This window comes from Streptosporangium sp. NPDC000396 (assembly GCF_042898655.1).
Classification (GTDB): domain Bacteria; phylum Actinomycetota; class Actinomycetes; order Streptosporangiales; family Streptosporangiaceae; genus Streptosporangium.
Map to the genome: position 1 here is coordinate 44,808 of NZ_JBIAZA010000010.1, position 11,668 is coordinate 56,475.

The following is an 11,668-nucleotide window of genomic DNA, read 5'->3' on the forward strand; positions in this document are numbered from 1 at the left end:
TCCGCGCCGCCAGCCGTACTCTTGCAAACACCACCGCCGTCAGAACCGCCGGACCGATCATCACGTTGGTGCCGATGTTCGCATATCCCCCACCCGCGGCCAAAGGTGTCCGATCGGCGCGAAGGTGGGGTTCCGGTCACCCGGCCGGCGATTCCATGGCTCATGTGAAGAAAGCTATGGACGTGGAGGTTCCTCGGTAATGAGGTGCACTACCGATCCCGCCCTGTGGCAAACCACACCCCGGCGGCCACCGCTCCGCTGTGACCGGGTACGGCTACGCGGGCGGGGAGGCCGCCCGGTTGAGGCCGTCCTCAAGGCCGTTGAGGACGGCGTTGCAGTCACGCAGCAGCGTTTCGGCGTCGGCGGCGGTGAGCATGAAGACTCCCAGCCAGTTGGCGACGCCGGCGGCGGGATCATAGGCCGGGACGGTACGGCCGGGCGGCAGGTCGAACGCCGCGACCGGTTCGATGGCGCTGCCGGGCGACAGGATGTCGGACCAGTTCACCGCGCGCGGAATCCATGGCGGCCTGCTGCGCCAGGGGGTCCCGGCGGCGTCGGCGGGGGCGGCGACCACGGAGGCCGCCGCGCCGTGTCCCTCGACGAGCATCCGCTCGGGGTAGGCGACCTGCTCACCGAGCAGCTGCCGTACGAGCATGGCGATCGGGTCGAGCCCGAACACCTCCTCGACCTGCTTGGTGATCATCACCCCGCCGAATCGCGCGGCGGTCTCGATGACGGCCATCCGCCCGTCGGCGCGGAGCTTCAGCTCGGTGTGCGTGCCGCAGGTTCCCAGCCCCAGGGCGTCCACGGCCTGCCGAGAGACTTCCTCGATCCTGCGCTGCAGCGGCTCGGGGAGGACGCAGGGCATGGTGCTGGCCACCTCGTTGAACGGCGGGATCGGAGGGAGCCGCGCCGCGATGCACAGCGGGTGGTAGACGCCGTCGGCGACGATCCCTTCGACGCTCACGTAGTCGGCATAGCCGGGCAGGTCGTACCAGCCGTCGGTCGACCCCTCGACGATCTCCTCGACGAGCAGGTGGTGGTCCGCGTCCGTTTCGTACAGCTCGCTCATCCCCACCTGGTTGCCCTTGTCCAGGGCGTGGCCGACCTGCGCCCATGCGGCGGGCACGTCGTCGGGCGAGCTCAGCACCAGCTGGGCGATCGATCCGGCACTCCAGGCCGGCTTCAGCAGCACCGGTAGTGTCAGCTCGGTCAGCGCGGTGCGCAGTTCCTCCTCGGAGGAGATCCGGCGGAATCCGGGGACGGGAACCCCCGTGTCCGCCCAGATCTCGCGCATGAGCCGCTTGTCACGCGCTCGTTCGGCGGCGGCGGGACCGGCGCCGGCCAGTCCCAGCCGGTCGGCGGCGTGCGCCACCGCCAGCACGGCGAACTCCGACAACGTCACCACGGCATCGGCCTCGATGAACTTGGCGTGCCGCATGATCTCCTCGGTGACGGCGTCACCCCGAGCGGTGTCCAGGTAGGCCTCGGTGATGCTCGCGCAGCACGGGCGCCAGTGCTCCTCGCCCGCGGCCGGCAACGGCATGAGCGCCAGCACGTGCAGCTCACCACAGGCGGCGATGCGCGGGAAGGCGTACTCCAGCGGTGCGCCGCCCTTGGCGTAGACGTAGAGAATCTTTTTCACGCGACGTTCTCCTTTACGGCGGTGCGCTGGTCGGCGATGGTCCGCTGGTCAGCGGCGGTGCGCTGCGCTGCGGTGACGCGCCGAGCCGCAGCGGTGCGCTGCCGCCGGTGCGTCAGGTGGACCAGTACGGCCAGCGCCGCCATGAGCACGATCGTGCCGATGGCGAGATGGATCAGGAACAGGTTCATCGCGCCCCGGGACAGGTAACCGCCCAGTGCCAGCACGACCAGGGCGCAGACGGAGCGGTCGATGAGTGACTCCAGGGACAGCAGCGTGGCGCGGTGCCGCGAGTCGGGAATGGCACGGTTGATCAGCTGCCGCTGGATGGGAAAGATCAGTCCCGAGGCCAGGGAGAAGACGCACAGGCACAGCACCGTCCCGGTCAGCCCGGCCGGAACCAGCAGGGCCAGGGCGGCGGCCATGACCGCGGTGAGGACGAACACGACCCGCACATCGCCGAACCGCCGCAACCAGGTCGACCGGGCCGCCCCCGCCAGCTCGAAGAGCGTGGTCACCGCCATCATCACGCCGAATCCCGCCAGCGGGAGATGCTTGACGGAGAGGATGGGCTGGAAGAGGTTGGCCTGGCCGATCCGCACGAGCGTGAAGACCGCGACTCCCTGGGCCATGAGCAGTGCCAGCACCGGAGACCGCCACAGCACCCGCCCGGCGGCGAGCTGGTCGCGCAGTGACTGCCGCTGTCCCGTGGCTTCGCGCTGCTCGCCGCGTGCCGGAGGCAGGGCGGGGAGCCACAGTGCGAGCAGTACGGCGGCGGCGCTACAGGCCGCCGAGAGCCAGTAGGGCGAGGGAGCGTTCCACTGCATGAGCAGCCCGGCGGCCGGCAGGCAGACGATACGGCCGGTCAGGGTGTAGGCGCGTCCGCTGCCCTCGGCCTGCTGGTACACGGCGACGGAGTCACTGCGCTGCAGATACTCGTACAGGTAGGCGCTGCCCGCGCCGGAGACCAGCGAGTTGCCGAGTGCGATGAGCAGGAAGTGGGTCAGGAATCCGCCGTAGGACGTCCATGTGACGGGGACGAGGTTGGCCACCGTCAGTACGACGGCCCCGGCCTGCAGGAAACGGCGGTAGTCGAAACGGTCGGCCAGCGCGCCGGTGGGAATCTCCAGCAGGCAGAACGCCAGGTAGTAGATGCTCTGGATGTTGAAGATCTGCGCGTCGGACAGGCCGCTGTCACGCTGGTAGACGTAGAAGATGGGCAGCCACCACAGCAGACCGGTGAACAGCTTGAAGCCGTTGTAGGTTCTGATGACCCGCTGGGCGGCGGCCGGGGCGTTCCCCGTCATGACGATGCTCGGTAGGGCCGTATCTGCAACAGCTTGATCCGCTCGCCGTCCAGTGCCCATTCGATGTCGACGGGGGTCCCGTAGAGGTAGTCCGGGGAGAAATGGGACTGCAGCAGGCGGCCGATCAGTGCCAGGCGCGCGAGGGAGTCCTTCGATGCGGCGTCCAGATCGGACTGCGCGGATCCGAGCGAGATCGTCCGTCCGCCGCCTTCGACCGTGTTGTACAGGTGCTGCAGAGGCGCCCGCACACCGGAGACGACGTCGTCGACCGAACCGGCGGAGATGTTGACGTAGACGTTCCGGAAGTCCCGCTGCTCGGCCGGATTACAGGTGACCATGACTCCCCCGAGGGGAACGTCCACCCGTTCCTGGACGATCACACCCATGTAGCAGTCTTCCAGCGGGATGCCCGCCTGCTCCCGCAGCCGCACGCTGCGCGCGGACACCAGCGAGGACCACACTTCCTTGACGCTGTCGGCGATCGCGTCCAGCGTGCGTGCGTGAAGGATGGACTCGTAGACCCCTGCCGCGGAAAAGCCCGCCAGGTCCTCCGCGTTGGACGAGCTGCGCACCACGAACCCGCCGACGCCCGACAGGTGGGTGACGATGGCGTCGTCGATCTGCTGCCGTATGTCGTCGGGAAGCCGGGTCTCGATGATCAGCTGCTGCAACTCCGCGCAGAGCGCGTCGATGTGCTCGGTGCCGACCTCCAGCGCCATCTTCAGCCGGCCGATGGTCTGCTGGATCCGCGGCGAGGACTCCAGGAACTCCTGTTGCATCGAGAACGGCAGCGCGATGCCCCGCGGCACCTCCACATGCCGCCTGACGAGACGCTCGGCGGCGGCGGACAGTACGGCCTCGTCGGCCGGACCGGAGACGTCGAGGAGCCGGGCCAGATAGCCGAGCAGATCAGCCCGTGGCGGCCGGGGGATCTGGTAGAAGCCGAGCCAGCGGCGGGAGCCGTGCTCCAGCACATGGCACAGCTCGCCGAGGTTGGCGGCCTTCGTACCGAACCGGTAGTGGTCTCCCATGCGCAGCCGCGACAACGGAGTGATCGAGGTGGCGCCCGTTTCGGGTTTCTCCAGGGAGACGCGGTCGGCCGTCCAGGGCGGCCGGGAGTCGGCGGCGGGCGCTTCGGCCGCTTCGACGTGAACCTCGGCGGCGGCCGGGTCGACCTGGTACCTCACCCACTGGCCGTCCAGACCGGCGTGGTCGAGACGGTCGAGGAGGTCGGTCTGGATGGCGTTGGGGATGCCCCACCCGGTGGCCAGGACGTTGGTGTGCGACAGCGGAGTGGTGTGCTCGGTGTTGATCAGCCCGGACACCCGGGGGATGTCGTCGGGTACGCGCGGCATGACGATGATGTCGTGCCATTCCAGCGTGTCCGCGCCCGCCCGGTATTCGGCGGCCGAACGGAACACCCGGAGCCGGCCGTGCGCCGTACCGGGGTTGAGGGGCACGAACGGCGCCTGTGACAGCAGTTCGTGAGCGAGGAGACGGGGCAGCTCGTCATGCGGGATGTCCGCGACGTGAGCTTCCTGCAGATGGTTCGCCGGCTTGAGGAACAGCGGCACCGACGGGTCGAGGTGCTCGCGCACGTACCGGTAGAAGGACAGCAGCATGTCCGCGGTCATCGTGTCCGCCTCCACCGTCTCCAGTGACAGGAAGACCTGTTCCTGGCCGCCGTCCGCGCCCGGCCGCCGGTGCAGCGCGAGCAGCCCGAGCAGGAAGCGCCGGTCGGGACGGATGTAGACGTCGTGGTTGAAGGTGTCGATGTCCCGGAGCAGGTTCTCCACCGGTTCGCCGAGGATGTGCTCCGCGATGTACTGCACGTGCAGCGGGTTTCCGGTGCTGTCGATGAAATGGAACGTCGACTCGTGCAGGTCCACCACGACCTTCACGAAGGGGAAACCGGCCAGGCTGCCGGCGAGTTTCATGAACGCCGGGATCGTCAACGGCATGTCCAGGGCCGCGGGAACGACGGCCGTACGCAGAAGAGTGTCGGCGGTGCTCACCATTCGCGCGCACCCCCCGCTGCGATCGGCCGCAGTATCGGGCCTTCCCAGTCAGTGGTGTTTGGTATCACGTACTTTCTTCTCATCTGATCTCCTATTGCAGCTGCGCACAGCCACACGGCCGGGCACCGCCCGCTCACTGTGCGGACGGCACGCCGCGGCCGGCGGGCTGACGTGACAGGCCTCTCCGTCGCAGTGGCCGGAGCAGGCCCAACGGCTTCTCCGCCACGGCTGCGACCGGCCCTTTACCGGATTCGCGGCGGCGAGGAAGCCCGCGAAGCCCCGAATGCCGTGGACGACGACAGCGCGTCCGGTACGGCGCATGCTCGCGCGCACCGTCCCGTCGCCGGACGGCACGATGCTCGCGGGCTTGCAACCTTTCGGCCTCGGGCCCCGGGGTTTGGGAACATCCGCTGGTCAGCGGCAGTGACACCGCATCGCGCGGGCGGTCACGCGTCTCGGCGGCATGGCCGGTCGCGGGATCACGCGACGAGCTTCCGCAACGAGCACGCGTTCAGGGCATCCGGCGCATGCGGAATCCGCAGGGGAATCCTCAGGGGTCGGCTAGCGTGCCGGCTTGTGTTTGGCGCGGCCCGGGAGAGGCCGATCCACGTCACGTGCGTGGAAATGCCCGCCGGGAGAGAACCGGGTGGTGAATATGCCCGAGGCGTGGTTACGTGGGCCGTCTGGTCCGACGTCGCCGGAGCCGAGGTTGGAGCTGGATCCGGATATGCGGATCCCGCTTCCGATGCCTCTGGCCCGTCGCGGCCGGTCACCGCCCCGGAATTCTTCGCCTCTCGTCTCTCTTACAGACTGGCGCACGCCGAGACCCCCTTCTCGTCTCGCGCTTCATTACTTGCAGAACAAGCTCGGACCGCACACGGAAAATCAACCGATGCAGCGACGCTCGCTCTCTTCCCACCGAGCTCCGCGAGAAACTCCGCCTGCGCTGCGGAGAATTTTCACATCTCGCTTCACACCAGCAAGGACGCGTTCCCGTCGCAAAGACGAGGCCACGACGGTCACGGGGCGTCGAATAACGCCCGACGGTAAGTTAGCGTTTCCTCACCGAACAGGTGACACCGAATACCGTACGTTACGGAGGGTCCGCCACGACTCTCCGTCCTCATCTAATGCGACGTCAGGCTTTGCCTTGGTCAATCGTAACTCCACAAGCAGGCCAGCCAAGTTGGCGACAGATCGAAGAATACACGGGCAACCCAGAGGGGGAAAAATCCGCACCGATCCTTCGCCTGGCGCCGGCTCACGCCTTCTCATCGAAAAGTCGGCCCTGACCTGGACATTTATAGGTCTCACAAGGGTTCGGGACGGGTCACCCAATGACGAGTAATTACCGTGGGAACATCACGAAGACAGGATCGCGGCCCAGCCGGATTAAGTGGCTTCGGCCTGTCGAGACACAAGCTCGATTCCTGCGCAACCCCGCCAAAGGCGCCCAGCGGCGTTGCTCTATCACCGCGCCTTCGGATCTGCAAATCCATGTGCGGCGAGAACGACGCCGGGCGCCTTCACCCTGGTCACCACAAGGATCCTCGACATGGGAGAGGCAGATGCGCCCTTCCATGGCTGCAATACACAGCGTATTGATACTGATACGTAGATATATGGCCGGGAGGCGTTTCCCGACGACATCTCCGTGTGGTCAATCCGGTGAGCGGCCCGGCTCCAGAAGGCCGTGTCGCTTCCGCATCATACAACCAGGATGCCAGGCGGCCGCCACCGCCCCGACAGGCGTCGGAATATCGGTCCTGAGCTTGTTCGCAATACCCCTCAGCTTTATAACGCCCAGTTATGACCGGAATCCGGACATGCCGGAACACGGCGATCCGGGTTCGACGTTATTGACTTTCGCATTCTCGGCAATTTCTCGTTTTGATCACGATCGCGATCGTTATTCTGTGCCGACATGAACTCGCCTGGGCGGCGCGCCTCTTCTCCGCGGAGCTGAACGGACACAGGTTCATCACCCTCGCTCCACATTTTCAAGGCCGAACCCGCCACACGAACCCTTCCGCGAGCACTCAGCCCTTTTCAACCTATCGCCACAGTTCAGCATGGGTAGACCGGCGGATGATGCCTCATTACCCGCCGCGGTCGAGGCCATCGAGCAAGCACGATCGTCGACGCTCAGAAACTGTTTGTGATGTGACTCACGCGGCACATACGCTTCCCGATCATGACGACAGTACTCTGCGTGCCACAGTGGCAAGGATCCGGTTTAGGTGATTCGCCGCGCCTCGCGGCGGGCGCCCATCGTACGGCCGAGCTGGTGCCGGCCGACGCCCGGGTCACGGTGCCGGTGCTCGACACGGGTGGTAAACCCGATGCCGGGGTACGCGGGCTGGACGTGCTCGTAGAAAACCTGCGGCTGACTCAGAAGGCCCTGGCCGGCATCGATGATGTGGTGGTCACCACCGGTGGTGACTGCGGGGTGGATCTGGCACCGATCGCCGCCGCCCGCGACCGGTACGGCGACCGACTGACGGTCTTGTGGATCGATGCGCACCCCGACCTCTACACTCCGCAGACCTTGCGGTCGGGCTCGTTCCACGGGATGGTGCTGCGTACGCTGCTCGGCGAAGGACCGGCACCGCTTGTGCCGAAGCAGCCGTTGCTGCCTGAGCAGGTGATAATCGCCGGAGAGCGGGCGGGCAGCGCGACGGAACACGAGTACATCGAAAAGGCCGGCATCCGGCGGTACGGCGTCGAGGACCTCGAAAAGGTGCTCGTCGGTCTTACCGGTCCGGTGTACGTCCACATCGATCTGGACGTGCTCGACCCCACGGAATTCGGCTCTATCGGCTATCCCGAACCGGACGGGGTGCCGCCACAACGGCTGATCGATCTGGTCTCACGTCTGAACAACGTGGTCGGAGCAGCCATCACGGAGCATATGCCGTCGGGCGGCCCCAGCGATGCCCGCGATGCTGAGGTGATCCGACGGTTGGGAGCCGCGCTTCCCCTCTGGCGGTGAGCGGTGATGCCTTGGCAGGGGTCGGCGTGTCCGCGCGGCGCCGATGGCGAACGCGGCGGCCAATGGACAGGACGAGCGCCTAGGCCGGCCCTGTGACAGAGACACGGGCCACGGGCTATGACGGCCTGTCGTCCCGCCTCGTTTCGGAGGCCGAGTTGCGGGAATTCCTGCTGGACTGCTTTGAGATCGCCGAGCAGGAGTTGTTCATCGGCCACGCCGATCGGGTCGCCGAGGACCTGCGGGATGTCTCCGAGGACATCACTTTTGCCGCGTTCTGCACTTACCAGCAGGTCCACGGCCACTTCGCGATGGATTTCGACGTCGGCATCGAGGGACGGCTCGCCGACCGGGTCGGACGCCGGGAGTTCGCCGAAAAGTTCGCCACGCGCTTCGGTGCTTACGTGCTGTACGGCGAAACCGAACCGCCAGGACTGTGGACAGTGATCTTGCCGGACGGCAGCCGTCTCCGCGTCGCGATGGAAGAGGAGGACGACCGGTTCGTTCTCTACGCAGCCACGGCACCGGTTCCGGGCCTGCCCGAGATCCGGGTGGACGAAGGCCTCTGGCAGATCCGCTAAGTCTCAGGGCTTCCCGAAACGCCGGTACCGAAGCCCTGGCCACGGTGGCCGCTCTGGTGCGACGACCGGTTCGCCAAGGGCTTCACTACCTGGAGGGCAAGGCCGATGTCCCGCGACGGGCCCCGCACCGTGCGCCGTCAGGAAAAGAACGGCCCGTTGTTCGATCCGAAGTACGTCGAATAGGAGTAGGGCGAAAGCAACACCTTTATTTGGTAGAAGTCGGTTTCGTCCTGCATGCGGAAAACAACGGTTATCTCGGGATAGGCGGCGCTGAGACCAAGACCGACAAAATAGTAGTCGCTGTCGAACACGATGCGGTAAAGCCCGCGCTCAAGCTTCCGTCCGCGCCATTCTCTGATGCACCCGTCGCCGTCGGTCTCGGCGTCGGCGACGACATCCCAGTGACCGTTGCCGGCCCGCTCCAGACGCGCCCGAACACCGGCGGCCGATCGACCGTAAACGCTGTCCAGCGTCTGCGCAGTGATACCCATCGTGAAAGCACCCATCCCCTGAGCCCGCCGTGAGGGGCCCGCCGACTGTCTCTGGATCACGCGCCGGACGTCCGTGGTGGACCTTCGCGAGTCGATGGACGGTCTTCCGTGCATTCGGCTCCCCACCCCCGTTCCGGCGCGCGTCACCCCGGCCGTCGAATGCGACGAACACCGGCTGGCCCGGGGCCTTCCGCCCAGGCTTCCGGAACGCCCTATCGGCACGCCTTCGTCCGGCTATCGGCCCACCCGCCAAAACAGGCGAGTCAATATCTCGGCGTTATCGGCACGATGGCGCGTCCCATCGGCGGCACGGCCAAATATCTGACGAAATCCATCACCATTGGTCAAGGAAAACTCTCATCCCCGTCCCGAACTGCGCTGATGGCAGGCCGGAAGAGATCCGATAATGACCGGATGGCGGCTGCTGTGACGTTGAGAACGCACAGCAAATCGGCCGGCGACCGCAGGCCCCCGCGACGAAACAGAGGACAGTAGAAATGAGCGACTCCAACAACAGCCGCATCTTCCGCCTCGCCCTCTCCGCCATTGTCCTCACCGTGGGTGTGGTGGCCACGAGCGCCGTCACCACCGGGACCACGACCGTCGGTACGGCGGGGATCCACGTGACCGCCTCGGACCCGACCCCCACTCCTCCCCCCACCACTCCCCCCACTACGAACGGCGAGCCGTGGGGCCATTCGTGAAGTGAGCGCCGCGGGAGGCGTCGGCCACCCACACGGCCGGAGACCTTGGGTCTCCGGCCGTTTTCGCTTTCCCAGGCCTGTCAAGACTCCCGTTTCCCCAGGTCCGTCGAGGCTCCCCGTTACGCCTGCCCGCTGGTTTCGGCTTCCCGCCGCTCCCACTCCGCCCTGGACAGCGCGTACTCGACCTCTCCGTGCTCCGCGCCCTCGATGACCTCCGGCCACGACTGGTGGAAGGTCCGCACGAATGTCAGACCCGCTTTCTCCATCACTCGCCGGGAGGCGGTGTTGACCGTCATCGTCATGGCCACCACGCGTTGGACGCCGAGCTCGGTGAAACCCTTGCGGATGAGCGCGCGCGATCCTTCGGTGCCGTAGCCCTTGCCCCAGGCCGATCTGCGCAGCCGGTACCCGAGCTCGACTTCGCCGGGGTCGCCGTCCTTCAGCGGCCGGAACTCGAACCAGCCCAGGAAGTCGCCGGTGGACTTCTCCGTGACCGCCCAGTAGCCATACGCCGCGAAACACTCGTAGTAATGCAGGAGTCGCGGCAGGGTCTCGTTCTGGATCACGTCCCGGGGGGTCGGCTTGCCTCCGCTGAGGAAACGCATGACACCGGGGTCTCCGTCAAGGTCGCACAGGTTGTCCACATCGGCCTCGGTGAACCGGCGCAGCACCAGGCGGTCGGTTTCCAGGAAGACCTGCATCGGCGTGGCTCCTCTCGCTACGGCACGAACGGCGAATCATCCTGCCGGGAGCCGCCCGGTTTGTCAGAGGATTTATCCGGCCCTCCACTTCGGCGAAGGATAAAACGACGGGACGTGCGAAGAGCCGGACGATGGACCGGACGACGGGACGGGTGATGAGCCGGACTGGAAAGATGCCGGTTCAGAACAGCCAGTCCAGCAGGCCTCCGCCCTGAGACGGACTCTCGCCGGGCGTCGGGGGTTCGCTCGGGACGGAACTCTCACTCGGGACGGAGCTCTCGGCCGGGGCGGGACTCCGGGTCGGAGCCGGGTCCGTCCCGGAAGACTCCGGCTCATGCTGCCGGGAGTTGAGCTTGCTGGAATCGCTTCGTTCCCGTTCTCCGGTGGGGTCCGGGCTCGGCTTCACTGGTGGAGTGCTACGGGTCGGCGTCGGCCGGGACGTCGGTGTGCGAGGCGCGCGGGTGCGGGAGCCCGTCGGCGTGGGGGTCACGCCGACCTCGTCGGCCGGTTCCCGCTCCGCCGTCTTCTCGGGCTCGGCGGTCGGCGCCGCCGTACTCGGCTCCGGCTGCTGGACCATCGCGCAGTTGACACCGGACGGGCATGAGGCGTCAGGTGTCGTGCCCGAGGTGGCGGACAGCATCCAGCCCCCCACGACCCCCACCGCCACGATGCCTCCGATGACCATCATGAGCGTCTTGCTCCGGCGGGGCCTGTCGGAGTCCGGCTCCTCCCTCCAGCCCGACCCCAGAAAACCACGCGTCGGCTCCGGAACCCCGTCGATCTCGTGTGAGGCACCCCGGCCTTCGTCATCGGCCCCGCCGCGCTCCCGGTCGTCGCCGTGCCTCACGGTCTCCTGGTGACCGTCGGCCTCCACGGTTTCCTGGCGGTCGCCGGGCCCTGCGGACTCCCCGCCGGACTCCGCAAGCTCCCCGCCGGACTCCACAGGCTCCCGGTGGATGACGATCTCGCTCTGCTCGTCAATTCGGACAGGCTCCCGAACGGTTTCCGGACTCCATCCCTCCGACAGCACGTCACCCTCCGGATGACCGTGCTCACGTCGCGGCACGGCTCCCAGGGGAGCGGTCTGCTCGCGGAGCTCATCCTCATATGGCCCGTGGGTACCGTCATGCCCCATGATGACCCTCTCTGACATGAATTTCGGTCGGGCCTTTCCTAGCAGATCCGACAGATATCTGTCCGAAAAATTCACCGGGTACCGGCAGCAAAGGAGTCCC

Annotated in this window: 9 protein-coding genes; 3 read left to right on the top strand and 6 right to left on the bottom strand. The window is 66.8% G+C overall.

What is annotated here, in order from left to right; translation table 11 throughout:
• Window positions 1-274: 274 nt before the first annotated feature.
• From ACFY2X_RS17695 to ACFY2X_RS17705, 3 genes are read right to left on the bottom strand one after another with little or no spacing between them, the layout of a single operon-like run.
• Window positions 275-1,645 (bottom strand): acetyl-CoA carboxylase biotin carboxylase subunit family protein, encoded by a 1,371-nt coding sequence (locus ACFY2X_RS17695; protein ID WP_389939320.1) that lies wholly within the window; start codon window positions 1,643-1,645, stop codon window positions 275-277.
• On the bottom strand, window positions 1,642-2,949 hold the full coding sequence (locus ACFY2X_RS17700) for an MFS transporter (protein ID WP_389939322.1): 1,308 nt from the start codon (window positions 2,947-2,949) through the stop codon (window positions 1,642-1,644). Before ACFY2X_RS17700 ends, ACFY2X_RS17695 begins: the two co-directional genes overlap by 4 nt.
• A complete protein-coding gene (locus ACFY2X_RS17705) occupies window positions 2,946-4,967 on the bottom strand; it encodes a PEP/pyruvate-binding domain-containing protein (RefSeq protein ID WP_389939324.1) in 2,022 nt (673 codons plus the stop codon). The genes ACFY2X_RS17700 and ACFY2X_RS17705 overlap by 4 nt, the downstream gene beginning before the upstream one ends.
• A 2,194-nt stretch (window positions 4,968-7,161) precedes the next feature.
• On the opposite strand from ACFY2X_RS17705, the gene ACFY2X_RS17710 reads away from it, so the two are divergent.
• Together ACFY2X_RS17710 and ACFY2X_RS17715 are read left to right on the top strand one after the other, a co-directional pair.
• Entirely contained in the window at window positions 7,162-7,959 is a 798-nt protein-coding gene (locus ACFY2X_RS17710; RefSeq protein WP_389939326.1) for an arginase family protein, read from the top strand.
• 92 nt (window positions 7,960-8,051) lie between these two features.
• Entirely contained in the window at window positions 8,052-8,537 is a 486-nt protein-coding gene (locus ACFY2X_RS17715) for a hypothetical protein (RefSeq protein ID WP_389939328.1), read from the top strand.
• A gap of 137 nt (window positions 8,538-8,674) precedes the next feature.
• Here the strand turns inward: ACFY2X_RS17715 and ACFY2X_RS17720 are convergent, their stop codons facing one another.
• Entirely contained in the window at window positions 8,675-9,028 is a 354-nt protein-coding gene (locus ACFY2X_RS17720) for a hydroxyisourate hydrolase (protein ID WP_389939330.1), read from the bottom strand.
• A 497-nt stretch (window positions 9,029-9,525) separates the two neighbouring features.
• Here ACFY2X_RS17720 and ACFY2X_RS17725 point away from each other — a divergent pair, with 497 nt between their 5' ends.
• Window positions 9,526-9,732 carry a hypothetical protein gene (locus ACFY2X_RS17725; RefSeq protein WP_389939332.1) on the top strand — a complete coding sequence of 69 codons (207 nt, stop codon included), beginning with the start codon at window positions 9,526-9,528 and terminating at the stop codon, window positions 9,730-9,732.
• 119 nt (window positions 9,733-9,851) lie between these two features.
• Here ACFY2X_RS17725 and ACFY2X_RS17730 read toward each other — a convergent pair whose 3' ends face one another.
• Together ACFY2X_RS17730 and ACFY2X_RS17735 are read right to left on the bottom strand one after the other, a co-directional pair.
• Window positions 9,852-10,433 (bottom strand): GNAT family N-acetyltransferase, encoded by a 582-nt coding sequence (locus tag ACFY2X_RS17730; protein ID WP_389939334.1) that lies wholly within the window; start codon window positions 10,431-10,433, stop codon window positions 9,852-9,854.
• Between the two features lie 181 nt (window positions 10,434-10,614).
• Window positions 10,615-11,568 carry a hypothetical protein gene (locus ACFY2X_RS17735; protein WP_389939336.1) on the bottom strand — a complete coding sequence of 318 codons (954 nt, stop codon included), beginning with the start codon at window positions 11,566-11,568 and terminating at the stop codon, window positions 10,615-10,617.
• Window positions 11,569-11,668: the final 100 nt, after the last annotated feature.